General features: G+C 60.5%; 15 protein-coding genes. 7 read left to right on the top strand and 8 right to left on the bottom strand.

What is annotated here, in order from left to right; translation table 11 throughout:
• Nucleotides 1-10: 10 nt before the first annotated feature.
• Complete coding sequence (locus ACQZ6F_RS17935; RefSeq protein WP_449093189.1) at nucleotides 11-1099, bottom strand: citrate synthase/methylcitrate synthase; 1089 nt, start codon at nucleotides 1097-1099, stop codon at nucleotides 11-13.
• An 84-nt stretch (nucleotides 1100-1183) separates the two neighbouring features.
• Here ACQZ6F_RS17935 and ACQZ6F_RS17930 point away from each other — a divergent pair, with 84 nt between their 5' ends.
• Nucleotides 1184-2317, top strand: a complete 1134-nt coding sequence (locus ACQZ6F_RS17930) for a citrate synthase (RefSeq protein ID WP_449093190.1) — start codon at nucleotides 1184-1186, stop codon at nucleotides 2315-2317.
• Nucleotides 2318-2350: 33 nt separating this feature from the next.
• Here ACQZ6F_RS17930 and ACQZ6F_RS17925 read toward each other — a convergent pair whose 3' ends face one another.
• Both ACQZ6F_RS17925 and tehA read right to left on the bottom strand, forming a co-directional pair.
• A complete protein-coding gene (locus ACQZ6F_RS17925) occupies nucleotides 2351-2722 on the bottom strand; it encodes a VOC family protein (RefSeq protein ID WP_449093191.1) in 372 nt (123 codons plus the stop codon).
• A gap of 31 nt (nucleotides 2723-2753) precedes the next feature.
• The gene (gene tehA, locus ACQZ6F_RS17920; protein WP_449093192.1) at nucleotides 2754-3749 is read right to left on the bottom strand and encodes a dicarboxylate transporter/tellurite-resistance protein TehA; all 996 of its coding nucleotides are present in this window, start codon (nucleotides 3747-3749) and stop codon (nucleotides 2754-2756) included.
• A 106-nt stretch (nucleotides 3750-3855) separates the two neighbouring features.
• Here tehA and ACQZ6F_RS17915 point away from each other — a divergent pair, with 106 nt between their 5' ends.
• Together ACQZ6F_RS17915 and gnd are read left to right on the top strand one after the other, a co-directional pair.
• Complete coding sequence (locus ACQZ6F_RS17915) at nucleotides 3856-4098, top strand: hypothetical protein (RefSeq protein ID WP_136687142.1); 243 nt, start codon at nucleotides 3856-3858, stop codon at nucleotides 4096-4098.
• A gap of 22 nt (nucleotides 4099-4120) precedes the next feature.
• Nucleotides 4121-5146 (top strand): phosphogluconate dehydrogenase (NAD(+)-dependent, decarboxylating), encoded by a 1026-nt coding sequence (gene gnd, locus ACQZ6F_RS17910; RefSeq protein WP_077471093.1) that lies wholly within the window; start codon nucleotides 4121-4123, stop codon nucleotides 5144-5146.
• Nucleotides 5147-5211: 65 nt separating this feature from the next.
• On the opposite strand, the gene ACQZ6F_RS17905 is transcribed toward gnd, so the two are convergent.
• Genes ACQZ6F_RS17905 through ACQZ6F_RS17885 form a run of 5 tightly spaced genes read right to left on the bottom strand, consistent with a single transcriptional unit; the run spans nucleotide 5212 to nucleotide 10701 of the window.
• Nucleotides 5212-6438, bottom strand: a complete 1227-nt coding sequence (locus tag ACQZ6F_RS17905; RefSeq protein ID WP_449093193.1) for a molybdopterin molybdotransferase MoeA — start codon at nucleotides 6436-6438, stop codon at nucleotides 5212-5214.
• A 4-nt stretch (nucleotides 6439-6442) separates the two neighbouring features.
• A complete protein-coding gene (gene moaC / locus ACQZ6F_RS17900; protein ID WP_449093194.1) occupies nucleotides 6443-6937 on the bottom strand; it encodes a cyclic pyranopterin monophosphate synthase MoaC in 495 nt (164 codons plus the stop codon).
• A 1-nt stretch (nucleotide 6938) separates the two neighbouring features.
• Entirely contained in the window at nucleotides 6939-7754 is an 816-nt protein-coding gene (trpC, locus tag ACQZ6F_RS17895; RefSeq protein ID WP_449093195.1) for an indole-3-glycerol phosphate synthase TrpC, read from the bottom strand.
• A gap of 12 nt (nucleotides 7755-7766) precedes the next feature.
• A complete protein-coding gene (trpD, locus tag ACQZ6F_RS17890; RefSeq protein WP_449093196.1) occupies nucleotides 7767-8783 on the bottom strand; it encodes an anthranilate phosphoribosyltransferase in 1017 nt (338 codons plus the stop codon).
• 25 nt (nucleotides 8784-8808) lie between these two features.
• Complete coding sequence (locus ACQZ6F_RS17885) at nucleotides 8809-10701, bottom strand: SurA N-terminal domain-containing protein (RefSeq protein WP_449093197.1); 1893 nt, start codon at nucleotides 10699-10701, stop codon at nucleotides 8809-8811.
• Between the two features lie 181 nt (nucleotides 10702-10882).
• On the opposite strand from ACQZ6F_RS17885, the gene ACQZ6F_RS17880 reads away from it, so the two are divergent.
• From ACQZ6F_RS17880 to ACQZ6F_RS17865, 4 genes are all read left to right on the top strand, one after another.
• Nucleotides 10883-11164 carry a hypothetical protein gene (locus ACQZ6F_RS17880; RefSeq protein WP_068386726.1) on the top strand — a complete coding sequence of 94 codons (282 nt, stop codon included), beginning with the start codon at nucleotides 10883-10885 and terminating at the stop codon, nucleotides 11162-11164.
• A gap of 340 nt (nucleotides 11165-11504) precedes the next feature.
• Nucleotides 11505-11969, top strand: coding sequence for a MarR family winged helix-turn-helix transcriptional regulator (locus ACQZ6F_RS17875; RefSeq protein ID WP_077471100.1), 465 nt, complete (start codon nucleotides 11505-11507; stop codon nucleotides 11967-11969).
• Nucleotides 11962-13191 carry an HlyD family secretion protein gene (locus ACQZ6F_RS17870; protein ID WP_449093198.1) on the top strand — a complete coding sequence of 410 codons (1230 nt, stop codon included), beginning with the start codon at nucleotides 11962-11964 and terminating at the stop codon, nucleotides 13189-13191. The genes ACQZ6F_RS17875 and ACQZ6F_RS17870 overlap by 8 nt, the downstream gene beginning before the upstream one ends.
• A complete protein-coding gene (locus ACQZ6F_RS17865) occupies nucleotides 13184-14728 on the top strand; it encodes a DHA2 family efflux MFS transporter permease subunit (protein ID WP_077471102.1) in 1545 nt (514 codons plus the stop codon). The genes ACQZ6F_RS17870 and ACQZ6F_RS17865 overlap by 8 nt, the downstream gene beginning before the upstream one ends.
• Nucleotides 14729-14771: the final 43 nt, after the last annotated feature.

Genomic DNA, 14771 nt, shown 5'->3' with positions numbered 1-14771 from the left:
CGGATAGGGTTTATGCGGCCTTCGGCAGGGGGCCAACATAGCGCGACTGCGGGCGGATGAGACGCCCGTCAAGCGTCTGTTCACGCGCATGGGCAATCCAGCCAACCGTACGGCCGATCGCAAAGACGCCGGTGAAGGAGTTTCGCGGAAAGCCAAGGGCGTCGAGCAGCAGGGCCGTGTAGTATTCAACATTGACGTCGAGTGGGCGATCAGGCTTGCGCTCCTTGAGCAGGGCGAGTGCCGCCGCTTCGATCGCCTCCGCCAGCGCGATACGACCGGCATCCGCCTGGCCGCTGGCGAAAATCGGCTTCAGCGCGGTTTTCAACGAATCGGCACGCGGGTCGCGGACACGATAGATACGATGGCCGAAGCCCATCAATCGCTCGCCATGATCGAGCGCATTTGACAACCATTCACGCGCGTTCTCCGGCTTGCCGACGCCATCGAGCATATCGAGGACGGGGCCAGGGGCACCACCATGCAACGGACCCTTCAGGGCGCTGATCGCTGCCAGCACGGAAGAGGTCAGGCCGGCATGGGTGGAGGCAATGACACGTGACGCGAATGTCGACGCGTTCAAACCATGATCGGAAATCGTCACGAGATAGGCGTCGAGCCCTGCTGTCTGCTCTGCTGTCGGTACACGACCACTCAGCATGCGCAGGATATCGGCCGACTGGGATAATGAGGCATCCGGTTTGATCGGCGTATCGCCCTTCTGCAACCGCAACACCGCTGGGAGGAAGACGGCCGGTGCTGCCATCAGGTTGATGGCGCTCGCGAAATCCTCGCCGTCTGCGATTCGTGCCAGCAGCGCGCGCATCGCGTCCACTGGCGGCAAAGCGAGCAGCGTTGCATCGGCGGCCGCTACATGCGCGAAGAGCGCAACGCGGGCCGCGCCAAGCTGCTTCCGGATGGAGGCGGCATCGATATGTTCGTCGAACAGGCCATCGAGCAACAGCGCCGCCACATCCTCGAAGCGGCTGGTTGCCACCAGATCATCGAGCGATACGCCGCGTATGATCAGACGACCGGCAGCGCCATCGACGTCGGACAGCTTGGTTTCTGCGGCAATGACATCTTCAAGACCACTTTTCATTACGGTTCTCCTTTGACTATCCGATTAGATCGGGTCTATTTTTGTTGACGTCAATCTTGATGCAATTGATCAATATGAGGACTTATGAGCTGGCTGACGGCGGAGCAGGCGCTGAACCTGCTGGGAACGAAATCGCAGACGCTGTACGCCAATGTCAGCCGCGGCCGCATTCGCGCGAAGCCGGATCCGGCGGATACGCGGCGCAGCCTCTATTTCACCGACGACGTAAAGCGGCTGGCGACCCGCCATGCCGGCCGGCGCAAGACGGAAGCGGTTGCCGCTGAGGCCATCCAATGGGGAGACCCGGTGCTGCCCTCGGCATTGTCCACGGTTTTCAACGGACGGCTTTTCTATCGCGGTCAGGATGCCGCCAAGCTTGCCGAGAGAGCGAGCCTCGAAGATGTCGCGCTATTGCTCTGGGACATGAAACGCCCGCTGTATCTGGAGCAGGCCGAGGTACGGCGAAAGCTCCCTTCCTTGAATGCAGCGTTTTTGGCACTTGCCGAGCGCACGACAAATGATCTGCCGTCGCTTGGGCGTTCGCTTCCGGCGTTGCAGAGCGAGGCAGAAAGCGTGTTTGGCACCGTTGCCGACGCGCTGGCTCCGGGTGCCGCTGACAAGCCGCTGCATCAACGCCTCGCCATGGCCTGGGATCGTCCGGATGCAGGCGATCTGATACGACGTTGCTTTGTGTTGCTCGCGGACCACGAGCTGAACGCCTCGACGTTCACGGCGCGGATCACGGCTTCCGCCGGCGCGACCTTATCCGCCGCTGCCTTGTCCGGTCTTTCCACGTTGACAGGCCCGCTGCATGGCGGCGCGTGGCAGAGTGTGCGTTCACTGATCGGCCGGGCAGCTGTGATCGGCGCGGAGGAGGCAGTGCGCAGCTACCTCTCCGAGGGCCGGCCGTTACCGGCCTTTGGCCATCAATTGTATCCGGATGTCGATGCGCGTGCCGAAGCATTGCTTCGCTGCTTCAAGCTGCCTCCGCTCTTTGCCGGGGTTCGCGATGTCGGCGAGCAGCTCGTCGGTGAGCGCGTCAATGTTGATTTTGCCTTGACCGCGATGACCCACGCCTATCATCTGCCGGAGGATGCGCCGCTGATCATCTTCGCACTGGCGCGCACCGTCGGTTGGCTGGCCCACGCGATGGAGCAGGCGACCAGTGGCCGCCTCATCCGGCCGCGTGCGCGCTATGTCGGGCCGCCGGTGCAGTGATCCCATCCTCACCAAAATCGAGGCGTGCAATGGCTAACTCACCGATAGGTGACATACCGCCTCGATATTGTGGCCATCGGGATCGAGTATGAAGGCGCCGTAATAGTCCGGGTGATAATGCGGCCGAAGACCGGGCGGCCCGTTGTCGATGCCGCCTGCGGCAAGAGCTGCTTGGTGGAACCGGTCAACCGCCTCCCGGTTTTTCGCGACAAAGGCGATATGGGTGCCTGTCTGTGGGCCAGTGCGCTGGCCGATCCAAAAGAATGCCTTTGGCCTGATGCCGTAACCCGCGAAGGTTTCGCCTTCCGCATAGAGGCGTTCAATGCCGAGAATATGCAGAACCGCATCGTAAAAGATCCTCGATTTCTCGATATCCCGAACACCTATGGTCACATGATCCAGCATATTATCCTTCGATGCCTTGTCTCGGTTTCGTTTAACGCCGGCCGACGGCGCTGCTATCCGTGAACTCAGCCCAGCCGATAACCAGCTTGCGATTGGCGATCAGCCATATTGTTGCCGCGGCAACCAGAATGACGACGATATTGGCTGCGATGAAGAGGACGGGCGCCAGTTTCACCACAGGACCGGTATCGCCGCGCTCGATCAGCCGCATCGGAGCCGTCGCCAGCGCCGTGGCACCGAAGGTGAAGGCCCAATAGCCCGGGCTGAAGGAATCTTTCATGAGCCATGGCAGAAGGCGAAGCAGGATCAGGGCCTGCAGCAGGCCGTAACCGATCATGGCGTGCACAAGTGTATCGGCCGGCCCCTGCATCACGCTCATATAGGCAAGGGCACCGACGGTTGGCGGCGCCAATTGAATGCCGAGCGTCGGCCGCAGCGGCGGAGGAAGCGCCGGTCCGGTCAAGAGACGATGCAACAGAGCCGATTCGATAGCGAGCCAGCTGAAGAAGCCGGCGCCAAAGAAAAGTTGCGCCCAATCGGGGAATCCGAGAGCCGCGCTGACGATGGCGGTAACGAAAAAGCCCGCACCACTCGGCAGGTAAAGTACGGCGGTCGTTGCTGCAATATCGCGTTCGCCATGCCAGAGGCCGCCTGTGCGCCAAACTGAAAACGCAAGCGTGAAGGCGGCGCCGACAAGAAAAATGGTTTCTGCGCCAATGCGTGAATAGGGCAATAGGCCGCCGGCTGTAAGCATTGTCGTCACGCCGAGGAGACCGATAAAGCAGCACTGGACCGGATGCGCCACTTCCTTGAGGGCTTCCTCACGAGCCATGATCCACTTCAACGAGAAAAGTACGATCAGCAGCAGCCAGACTGCGAAACTGACGAAGGTCAGTATCTCGCCGACCATCGACGGCAGTTGCCATATGCGCGCTCCGACGCGCCAGGCATTGGCAAGCCCGGAAAGTCCCAAAACGATGCCAAAAAATGAGGCCGGAACGAGCGGCAGTTTCAGCGACGCAGACATATGCCTCCTATGACGCTTTACGTTCAGCGTCTTAGATAGAGAACGATGCAAAGAATCCCGGGATCGATAATAAGCAGCTCAACGTTACATCGAAACATGATGAGCGATGAAAACTATTTTTCAGCTGGTGGACACGGATTCCAGAACTCCGATAGCTCCCGTGAAATACCGCTTTCATCAGCACGGACAAAGGGCGATTATAGTGGCAAACGGCATGCTCTTGCATGCGCCATCACAGATGCGTGAACACAGCCAATTTTCACCGCTCTCCGGCCTGCGCATGGCTCGCCCGTCATTTGTTCATTGGAAAATATTGCGAAATGTCTTTATTGAGATTCAAAACGATTAAAACCGTCCTAGGAGACTGACATATGCAAATCGGAATGATTGGCCTTGGCCGCATGGGCAACAACATGGTGCAGCGCCTGATGAAGGGCGGTCACACCGCGGTTGTTTTCGATGCACGTCCGGAAAGCATCGCAGGCCTCGAGCAGCTCGGCGCCACCGGTAGCAAGTCACTCGAGGATTTCGTATCGAAGCTCGCCAAACCGCGTGTCGTCTGGTTGATGCTGCCGGCTGCGATCGTCGACCAGGAACTGGCATCGATCGTACCGCTGCTGGAAGAAGGCGACATCGTCATCGACGGCGGCAACTCCTACTACCATGACGATATCCGCCGCGCCGAGGAGCTGAAGTCCAAGGGCATTCATTATGCCGATGTTGGCACCAGCGGCGGCGTTTTCGGCCTGCAGCGCGGCTATTGCCTGATGATCGGCGGCGAGAAGGAAGTCGTCGAGCATCTATCGCCGATTTTCGCGACGCTAGCACCAGGCGTCGGCGACGTTGCCGCTTCGCCGATGCGCTCCGAAGAAGCCGCCAAGAAGAGCACCGCCGAGCAGGGCTATCTGCATTGCGGCCCGTCGGGTGCTGGGCACTTCGTCAAGATGGTTCATAACGGCATCGAATACGGCCTGATGGCTGCCTATGCCGAAGGCCTGAACGTGTTGCGCCACGCCAATGTCGGCAAGCTGGATGCCGAGAAGGATGCCGAAACGGCGCCGATCGCCCATCCGCAATATTATCAGTACGATCTCGACATCGCCGAAATCAGCGAAGTCTGGCGTCGTGGCAGCGTCATCACCTCCTGGCTGCTCGACCTCACCGCCGACGCCTTGCATGGCGACGCCGCCCTGTCGCAATATGCCGGCCGCGTTTCGGACTCGGGCGAAGGTCGCTGGACGATCTCGGCCGCAATCGACGAAGGCGTTCCGACGCCGGTGCTGAGCGCCGCCCTTTACGGCCGCTTCGCTTCGCGCGGCAACGACGATTACGCCAACAAGGTTCTCTCCGCGATGCGCGCCGGCTTCGGCGGCCATCACGAGAAGCCCGTCAAGTAATCTGCTCGCAGATTTGATGAGTATGAGCCGGGAGGATCAAATCTCCCGGCTTTTCCTTGCCTGGCTCAGCCCAGCAGGTCTGGCCGCAAGAGTATGACTTGAGTCGGCGAACCCGCCTCAAGTGCTGGCGCGTGCACCGGGCGCACCACAAGGCAATCGGCGCGCGAGAAGACCTTCATCATCGAGGAATCCTGCTTCGAGAAAGGCTCGGCCAGCCAGTTGCCGTCGGCAGCCTTCGTCAACGTCGCGCGCACGTAATCCTGACGCTGATCGTTCGCTGCAAATGGGATGGCGGCCCGCGCGACGCTCTCGCGTTTTACCGGCGGCAGGGATGCGAGCTTACGGATGAGGGGTTCCAGGAACAACACGCCGCACACAAGGCTGGAGACAGGGTTGCCGGGCAGGCCGAGAACATGGGTTTCGCCAAGACTGCCGACCATTAGCGGCTTGCCGGGCCGCATGGCGATGCGCCAGAAATCCAGCTGCATGCCGGCGGCAATCAAGGTGGCCTGCACCAGATCATGATCGCCGACCGAGGCGCCGCCTAGCGTGACGATGATATCGGCCTTTGCCACCTGCGCGCGGCCGATCGCGGCAGTGATTTCATCGCTATTGTCGGGGACGATGCCGAGATCGAGCACATGGGCGCCGGCACTGTGCGCGAGTGCAGCGATACCAAAGGTGTTCGATGCAATGATCTGCGAGGGACCAGGCACGCTGCCCGGCACGACCAGCTCGTCGCCTGTTGCTAGGATGGCGACCAGAGGCCGGCGATAAACGTCCAGCGCCGGATGATTCATGCCGGCCGCGACCGTCAGCCTTGAAAAATCCATCACCGTGCGGGCCGGCAGCACGACTTCGCCCTCGAGGAAATCCTGGCCGCGCGGGCGTATGTGTTGTCCTTTGCGCAGGGCATAGGTGGTGCGAATGCGATCGCCTTCCAGACGTTCCGCATCCTCCTGCAGGAGCACCGAATCGACTCCGGCCGGAACCGGTGCGCCGGTAAAAATGCGGACAGTCTCGCCCTTGCCTAAAGTACCCTCGAAGGCGTGGCCTGCGGCGGATGCACCAATCACCTGAAGCTCGGAGCCGGGCATTGCCGCATCCTCGAAACGCAGCGCATAGCCATCCATGGCCGAAGCGTCGAAGGGCGGTTGTGTCAGGCGAGCCGCCAGATCCTTGGCCAGCACCCTGCCTTCCGCCATATCGAGCGGAACACTTTCGATACGATGAAGTGGTGTAGCACTATTCAGCAGGCGCGCTTGTGCTTCGGCGACAGGTAACAGGCTCATGGCATCAGGCCCCCGGATGGCGGAAATCTCCGGATTTGCCGCCGGATTTCTCCAATAGCGTTATGCCGCCGATTTCCATACTGCGGTCGGCGGCCTTGGCCATATCGTAGATCGTCAGGCAGGCGACGGAGACCGCCGTCAGCGCCTCCATCTCGACGCCGGTGCGGCCGGTAAGCTTTGCCGTCGCGGTCACTCGCAGGCCGGGCAGGGCGGCATCTTCGACGATGTCGACCGCCACCTTCGTCAGCATGAGCGGATGGCATAGCGGGATGAGATTGGATGTCTGCTTGGCCGCCATGATGCCGGCGAGCCGCGCTGTGCCGATGACATCGCCCTTCTTGGCGTTGCCATCGCGAATCAGTGCTAGCGTTTCCGGCTTCATCCTGACATAGCCGCCGGCCGTGGCGCTGCGCGTTGTTTCGGTCTTGTCGCCGACATCGACCATATGCGCTTCGCCTGACGCGTCGATATGGGTGAGGCCGGATTTTGCGGTGCTCATTTCACTCGGCCGCCAGAATGCCGGCTTCGCCGTTCAGCAGTAGCCGTGTCGCTGCCGTCACGTCGTCCTTGCGCATCAGGCTTTCGCCGACGAGGAAGGTGGTGATACCGACGGCCTCAAGACGCTTGCAATCGGCATGGGTGAAGACGCCGCTCTCGCCGACCAGCAGCCGTCCTTCCGGCACCATGGCCGACAAGGTTTCACTGACCGTAAGGCTGACTTCAAAGGTGCGCAGATTGCGGTTGTTGATGCCGATCAATGGCGAGGACAGCTTCAGCGCCCGCTCCATCTCTTCGGCATCGTGAACCTCGACCAGCACATCCATGCCGAGGCCAAAGGCTTCGTCCTCAAGGCGTTGCGCGTCGTCGTCGGAAAGCGAGGCCATGATCAGCAGAATGCAGTCTGCACCCCAGGCGCGGGCTTCCTGCACCTGATAGGTTTCAAACATGAAATCCTTGCGCAGCGCCGGCAAGGAGCAGGCGGCACGGGCCGATGTCAGGAATTCGGGCGCGCCCTGGAAGCTTGGCGTATCGGTCAACACCGAGAGGCAGGCAGCACCGCCGGCCTCATACGCCTTTGCAAGCGCGGGCGGATCGAAATCGGGGCGAATAAGGCCCTTCGACGGGCTTGCTTTCTTGATTTCGGCAATCAGACCGAAGATCCCGGCTTTCTTCTTTGCGAGCAGTGCCTTGTGGAAGCCGCGCGGTGCGGACTGGCCGGCCTGCATGGCCTTGAGGTCGGCAAGGGAAACCTTCGCCTTGGCGGCGGCGATTTCCTCGCGCTTGTAGGTTTCGATCTTCTGAAGGATATCGGTCATGATGTCCTGAACCTATTCTTCGTCGTTGGAGACGGCGATCAGCTTTTCCAAGGCGACAGCGGTCGCACCGCTATCAAGCGACTGGGCTGCGAGCCTCATGCCATCATGGAGCGTTTCCGCCTTGCCGGCAATGACAAGCGATGCGGCTGCATTGGCCAGCGCAATATCGCGATAGGCATTCTTCTCGCCTCTGAGCACAGCGCGCAACGCCGCCGCATTGGCAACGCCATCGCCGCCCTTGAGGTCAGCAAGATCGGCATGCTGCAGGCCGAAATCCGATGGTGTCAGTTCGAAGGTGCGGATCTTGCCGTTTTCAAGCGCGGCAACCGAGGTGGTGCCGGTGGTCGTGATCTCGTCGAGACCTTCACCATGCACGACCCAGACGCTTTCGGCGTTGAGATCCTTGAGCACTTCGGCAAGCGGAACGACCCACTGCGGCGCAAAGACGCCCAGCAGCTGACGCCGTGCGCCAGCGGGGTTCGACAACGGCCCCAGCAGATTGAAGATCGTGCGTGTGCCGAGTTCGACGCGGGAAGGGCCGACGTGGCGCATCGACGAATGATGCAATTGCGCGAACATGAAACCGATACCAGCTTCGCGAATGCAGCGGGCGATGACATCGGGACCGATATCGAGCTTGATGCCCAATACCGATTGCGTGTCGGCGGTGCCGGCCTTGGAACTCTGTGCGCGATTGCCGTGCTTTGCCACCGGCACGCCTGCGCCGGCAACGATGAAGGCTGCCAGCGTGGAAATATTGTAGGTGCCGAAACCGTCGCCACCCGTACCGACGATGTCGATGGCATCGGCAGGCGCGTCAACCGGCAGCATCTTCGCGCGCATCGTTGTGACGGCGCCGACGATCTCGTCGACCGTCTCGCCGCGCACGCGCAGCGCCATGAGAAAGGCGCCGATCTGTGACGGCGTCGCTTCGCCCGACATCAGGATCTCGAATGCCTGGCGGGCTTCATCCCGCGTCAGCGCCTCGCGATTGGCGACCTTGGCAAGGAAAGGCTTCAATTCAGCCATTGGCTATCCATCCTCCCGACCGGGCCTAGCGGGACATCGCCTGTTCGGCGAGGCTCTGGTTGACCGTGACGGCATATTTGGATTGCAGCTGGTTGACCATCTGATCGAGGATATCGTCGCCGGCGGCATTGGCGATCTGAGCGATCTGCTGATCGTCATTGCTCAATGCATCCGTCGTCGGGCTATCATTGACATCCGTAACCTTGAGCAGGATCTGCGTCGTGTCGTCAGCGCCAACGGCGTTGGCAGCCGTATCGACCGGACCCGAAAAGGCAGCGGCGATGCCGCCACGACCCAGAACCGGATCATCGGTAGAGCGCAGGACATTGCTCTTGCTCTCGACGGCGATGCCGAGCGGTGCGGCGATATCGGCAAGCGACTTGCCCTTCTGCGCTTCCTGCTTCAGCTCGGTGGCCTTGGCGGCCAGCGCAATCTTCTGCTGCTCGGCGGTCCAATCGGCGACAGCCTTCTCGCGGACGTCGGCGAGCGCGCGATCGTGATCAGGCGTGATGCCCAATATGTCGTACCAGATATAACCATCATTGCCGACGGTCAGCGGCGCAGGATTGCCTCCCTGATCGGCCTTGAAGACCTCCGAAAGCAGCTGCTGGCGAACCGGCAGGTCCTTGATGTCGTTGCCGCTCTGGTCGAGGCCTGTCGCATCGATCGCATCGATCGTCACAAGCTTCAGCTTGAGCTGCGCTGCTGCTTCCTGCAGCGAGGCGCCGGAGCCGCGCAGATCCTCGAACTTATCGTGGACGCTGGTGATTTCGGTGGCGGCGTTGCTGAGCGCGATCTGCTTTCGGATGTCTTCCTTGACGTCGTCGAAGTTCTTCGCCGTTTCATTCTTCACGTTTGTCACGCGCAGAATGACGGGGCCGAAAGAACCGTCGACGACAGGCGTCGTACCGCCATCCTTGGTGACGCCGAAGGCCGCATCGGCAATCGTCTTGTCAGGAACCTGATCCTTGGTGAAGTTGCCCAGCAGAACGTCTGCCGGCTTCTTGCCCTGATCGGAGACCAGCTGGTCGAAGGTGGTGCCCGTCTTCAGCGCATCCGAGGCTGCGTTGGCAAGATCCTTGTTGGCGAAGGTCAGCTGTTCGATCGTCCGCGTCGCCGGGGTCGTGAAGCTGTCCTTGCGCTTGTCGTATTGGGCACGCAGCTCATCATCGGAAACGCTTGCCGGATCGGCCAGATCCTCGGCCTGCAGCTTCACATATGCGAACTTGCGATATTCCGGAGCACGATATCTGGACTTGACGCCATCGAACCACTTGGACAGCACATCGTCAGCCGGAGCCTTGACGGGATCGATGTTGGCGTTGGTCAGCAGCAGGTAGTCGATGCTGCGGCTCTCATCGTGATATTGCTTGACGGCATCGACCAGCACCTTCGGTGCAACAAAGCCATTGGACACCGCTTCAACGATCTGGCTGCGGACCGCGACCTTGCTGCGTTCCTTGATGTAATCGTCCGGCGTAATGCTGCTGTTGCGCAAAAGCAGCTCAAACTTCTGGCGATCGAAAGCGCCATTCGGCGCCTTGAATGCCGGATCGTCGCCAATGAGCTTGGCGAGACGATCCTGCGAAAGGCCGAGGTTCATGTCGGCAGCAAGCTGATCGAGCGAGGCGCCTGCAACGAGCTGTGCAACCGTCTGCTGCCCGATGCCGAAGGCACGCGCCTGTTCCGGGGTGATCTGCATGCGCAATTGCTGGCTGATCGCCTGAATCTGGCGACGATAGGCGAGGCGGAATTCATTGGTATCGATATGCTGATCGCCGACAGTCACCACGGTGTTGCTGTTACCACCTGTTATCAACGAGCGCTCGACGCCCCATACACCGAAGGCTGCCGCCAGAAGAAGTAGCAAACCCTTGGCAACCCAAGTCTGGGCGATTTTTCTCAGCACGTCGAACATCGGAAAGCAAACCTCGTCATCATCACGTCTTCGCCCGCAGGCGAAACAATCGACGTTCCTTAGAACAATCCGAACCGGAATTGAAGAGCCAGGGGGGAAATCACCGAACTCGGCGCGAAAGTGCCGGAACCTTTGATCCGGAATGACGTTTTGTTGAACAAGAAAACACTAGGAGCTCACGATGGCAGAGACGAAATCAGCTTCCAACCAGTCTTCTTCGGCGCGCGCGCAGACCGAAACGGCGATGGAGGATCTGGCCGCGCAGGTCGCTGCATTGCGCGAAGATCTGACAAGGCTGTCACAGAGTGCGGCCGCAGTCGGGCAGGGAGCAAAGTCGGTCGTCGCGGAAGAAGCCCAGGAGATCACAGAGCAGTTGCGCGAAAGGGTTCGCGAAGATCCGATCTTCATGGTCGCCGCCGCCGCAGGCATCGGCTACCTGATCGGACTTCTAAGCCGACGCTAGATCGGACTTCTAAGCCGACGCTAGCTTCAACGCTGAACTCTCGAGGGTAGGAAGTGGCCCCACGCTTCCAATCCCGTTTGTGAAACTGCCGAAAAGGCGCGGACAAATCGTCCGCGCCTTTTCAATTATGCGGTGCTCTTAGCGATGAGTCCGTCCCATTTGACGTTGTGTTTTTTGGCGTGAAATGGGCGCGCGGATCGACTGCGACATCTTTGCGACACCCCTGCGACATCTTCGACCATCGACACTTCTTGAGCGCTCGCCCTCTTGTATCGAGTGGACGCTTACTATACGTAGCAGTAATTATAAGGTTGCTTATGAATAGCAGGCTTGCTATAAAATGAACTCGACACCCACTCTCGGCTTTCTCCTCCATGACGTTGCCCGGCTTCTTAGAAAGAGGTTCGAGCAGCGCGCAAAGGATTTGGGGCTCACGCGTTCGCAGTGGCAGACGCTGGCCTATCTCGCAAACAACGAAGGTATCCATCAGGCCGGATTGGCGGAAATCCTGGAGATCGAACCGATCACCCTGGTCCGCATCCTGGACAAGCTGAGCGAACGCGGTTTCGTGGAGCGCCGGCAGCATCCCAGCGATCGACGCAGCTGGCTCCTCTACATGCGCGACGAGGCTCGGCCGCTGATGGACACGATGCGCAGCATAGGCGACCAGACCCGCAGGGAGGCGCTCGACGGAGTGCCCCAGGAGGATCACGAACGCCTCTATGAATTGCTTACCCTTATGAAATCGAACCTGCTCAACGCCTGCCGCTCGAAGGCAGTCGACAAAGAGATCCAACATGGCTGACGCATCCTCTCCGCTTCGCGTACCCGCAAACGCAAATTCCTCGGAACAAATTCAAGCTCCCACCGCCGAGGCGCCGTCTTCGAACCCGGCGCCACAGCCGGCGACGACAGTCGCCGCGGCAGCTCCAGTCACGCCTCCTGAAACGCCGCGCAAACGACGCAGCCCGACGCGGCCGATCCTGTTCGCTCTGCTGCCGGTCGCACTCGTTATCGGTGGCTATTATTACGTTACCGGCGGACAGATCATGTCGACGGACAATGCCTATATTCAGGCAGACATGGTCGGCGTTTCCACCGACGTTTCCGGCACGGTGATTTCGGTCGACGTGCACGAGAACGAAGTGGTGAAGAAAGGGCAGGTGCTTTTCCGCCTCAAGCCCGATTCGTTCCGCATCGCGCTGGAAGGCGCGCAGGCGCAGCTGGGCAACGCCAGAAACCAGATCCTGAACCTGCAGGCGAGCTACAAGCAATCCGTAGCCGAAATCGCGCAGGCGCAGGCCGACATCCCTTACTACCAGACAGAGCTTGAGCGACAGCAGAACCTGATCAACAGCTCGGTCGCCTCGAAGGCGGCCTTTGACCAGGCCAAGCAAAATCTCACTGCTGCCCAGCAGAAGGTCACGGTTGCGCAGGCGCAGGCTGCCGCGACACTCGCGCAGTTGGGCGGCGATGGCACGGCCGATCTGCCTCCGGAACAGAACCCGCTCTACCTGCAGGCCAAGGCTGCGGTCGACAATGCGCAGCGCGAGCTGGACGACACCGTGGTACGGGCTCCATTCGACGGCGTTACCGCTAATGTTCCCTCGCTGCAGGTCGGTGCCTATCTGACGGCCGCTCAGCAGGGCTTCTCGCTGGTATCGACCACGCATATGTGGATCAACGCCAGCCCGAAGGAAACCGAGCTGACTTATGTGCGGACTGGCCAGAAGGTTGACATCTCCGTCGATGCCTATCCGGGCGTAACCTGGAAGGGCACTGTCGCCAGCATCGCGCCGGCATCCGGCTCCAGCTTCTCGCTGCTGCCTGCTCAGAACACGACCGGCAACTGGGTCAAGGTCGTGCAGCGCATCCCGATGATCATCAATATCGACGATACGCAGGGCAAGCCGCCGCTGCGCGTCGGAATGAGCGTCGTCGCTGGTGTCGACACCGGCCATGCCCGCGGCCTGCCCGATTTCATCAGCAATCTGCTGGGCCATTCCCGCGGTCAGGACCATGAGTAACGCTACCACCGCTTCGCCATCGGCGCCGATCGCCAATCGTGGCGCGATCACCGCCTGCGTGATCCTGTCTGTCATCATGCAGGCGTTGGACACCACCATCGCCAACGTTGCCCTGCCGCATATCCAGGGCGACGTTTCGGCCAGTGCCGACCAGATCAACTGGGTGCTGACCTCCTACATCGTCGCTGCAGCCATCATGACGCCGCCGTCCGGCTTCCTCTCGGCGAAGTTCGGCCGCAAGCGCGTACTGCTGGTGGCGATCGCTGGGTTTGTCGCCGCTTCCGTCCTGTGCGGCCTCTCGGAATCCTTGAACCAAATCGTCGGATTCCGCCTGTTGCAGGGTCTCTTCGGCGCTGCCCTGGTGCCGCTGTCGCAGGGCATTCTGCTCGATATCTACAATGTCGAGGAGCGCGGCCGCGCGATGGCATTGTTCGGCGTCTCGGTCATGGTCGGCCCTGTGCTCGGCCCGGTGATCGGCGGCTGGCTGACGGACAATATCAGCTGGCGCTGGGTGTTTTACATCAACGTGCCGATCGGCGCGCTCGCCTTCTTCGGCATCGTTGTCTACGTGACCGAAACCAAGCTCGATGCTCTCGCCAAGCTGGATCTGTTCGGCTTCGGCATGCTGTCGATCGCCATTGCCGCGCTACAGCTCTTTCTCGATCGCGGCGAACAGCTGGACTGGTTCTATTCGAGCGAGATCATCATCGAGGCGCTCGTTTGCGTCTGCGCCTTCTATCTTTTTATCGTGCATACGTTCACGGCCGAACGAAGTTTCGTCAATCCGAGGCTGTTTCTCGACCAGAATTTTGCCGTCAGCATGCTGTTCATCTTCATCGTCGGTGTGACCTATCTGGCTTCGCTCGCCCTGATGACACCCTATCTGCAGACGCTGATGGGCTATCCCGTGGTCACTGCCGGCATCGTCATGGGGCCGCGCGGTCTCGGCACGATGTTCTGCATGTTCCTTGTGGGACGGCTGATCGGCAAGGTGGATACGCGCTTCCTGCTGTTCATCGGTCTCGCCCTGACCGCTTGGGCGATGTACGATATGACAGGCTGGACGCCCGAAGTTTCGCAATGGACGCTGATCTCGGTCGGCTTCGTTCAGGGTGCCGGCCTTGGCTTCCTCTTCGTACCGCTGACGACGATCGCGTTTGCGACGTTGCCGGCGCAGATGCGCGGCGAGGGCACTGGCCTTTACAACCTCTCGCGTAATATCGGCTCGAGCGTCGGGATTTCCGTCGTCTCGATGCTGATTACGGAGAACACGCAGGTCAACCACGCGAATATTGCCGCCTATGTGACGCCATTCAACCGTTACTTCGACGCGACGGCTGCCCAGGGTATCAGTCCGCTGACGGCTGTCGGACGCGCCACGCTTGACGGCATGATCACCACGCAGGCGACCATCATCGCCTATATCGATGACTTCAAGCTGCTGATGCTGATGTCGATCTGCGCCATACCGCTGCTGGTTCTCTTGCGCAAACCAAAGGCACCGCCGGTCGTCGATCATAGCGTCGCCATGGAATAGCCGCGCAGTCTTTCCAGTTTCACTGCGAGGCCATATGGCCGCC

The sequence above is a fragment of the Rhizobium sp. A22-96 genome (assembly GCF_053521805.1).
This window is presented reverse-complemented; position numbering and strand designations above follow the sequence as displayed.

Coding starts and splice junctions, on each gene's coding strand:
- moaC (WP_449093194.1), bottom strand. CDS start 6,937: ATGAGCACCGCAAAATCCGGCCTCACCCATATCGACGCGTCAGGCGAA.
- trpD (WP_449093196.1), bottom strand. CDS start 8,783: ATGGCTGAATTGAAGCCTTTCCTTGCCAAGGTCGCCAATCGCGAGGCG.
- ACQZ6F_RS17925 (WP_449093191.1), bottom strand. CDS start 2,722: ATGCTGGATCATGTGACCATAGGTGTTCGGGATATCGAGAAATCGAGG.
- tehA (WP_449093192.1), bottom strand. CDS start 3,749: ATGTCTGCGTCGCTGAAACTGCCGCTCGTTCCGGCCTCATTTTTTGGC.
- trpC (WP_449093195.1), bottom strand. CDS start 7,754: ATGACCGATATCCTTCAGAAGATCGAAACCTACAAGCGCGAGGAAATC.
- ACQZ6F_RS17915 (WP_136687142.1), top strand. CDS start 3,856: ATGAAAACTATTTTTCAGCTGGTGGACACGGATTCCAGAACTCCGATA.
- ACQZ6F_RS17885 (WP_449093197.1), bottom strand. CDS start 10,701: ATGTTCGACGTGCTGAGAAAAATCGCCCAGACTTGGGTTGCCAAGGGT.
- ACQZ6F_RS17865 (WP_077471102.1), top strand. CDS start 13,184: ATGAGTAACGCTACCACCGCTTCGCCATCGGCGCCGATCGCCAATCGT.
- ACQZ6F_RS17930 (WP_449093190.1), top strand. CDS start 1,184: ATGAGCTGGCTGACGGCGGAGCAGGCGCTGAACCTGCTGGGAACGAAA.
- ACQZ6F_RS17870 (WP_449093198.1), top strand. CDS start 11,962: ATGGCTGACGCATCCTCTCCGCTTCGCGTACCCGCAAACGCAAATTCC.
- ACQZ6F_RS17935 (WP_449093189.1), bottom strand. CDS start 1,099: ATGAAAAGTGGTCTTGAAGATGTCATTGCCGCAGAAACCAAGCTGTCC.
- ACQZ6F_RS17880 (WP_068386726.1), top strand. CDS start 10,883: ATGGCAGAGACGAAATCAGCTTCCAACCAGTCTTCTTCGGCGCGCGCG.
- gnd (WP_077471093.1), top strand. CDS start 4,121: ATGCAAATCGGAATGATTGGCCTTGGCCGCATGGGCAACAACATGGTG.
- ACQZ6F_RS17905 (WP_449093193.1), bottom strand. CDS start 6,438: ATGAGCCTGTTACCTGTCGCCGAAGCACAAGCGCGCCTGCTGAATAGT.
- ACQZ6F_RS17875 (WP_077471100.1), top strand. CDS start 11,505: ATGAACTCGACACCCACTCTCGGCTTTCTCCTCCATGACGTTGCCCGG.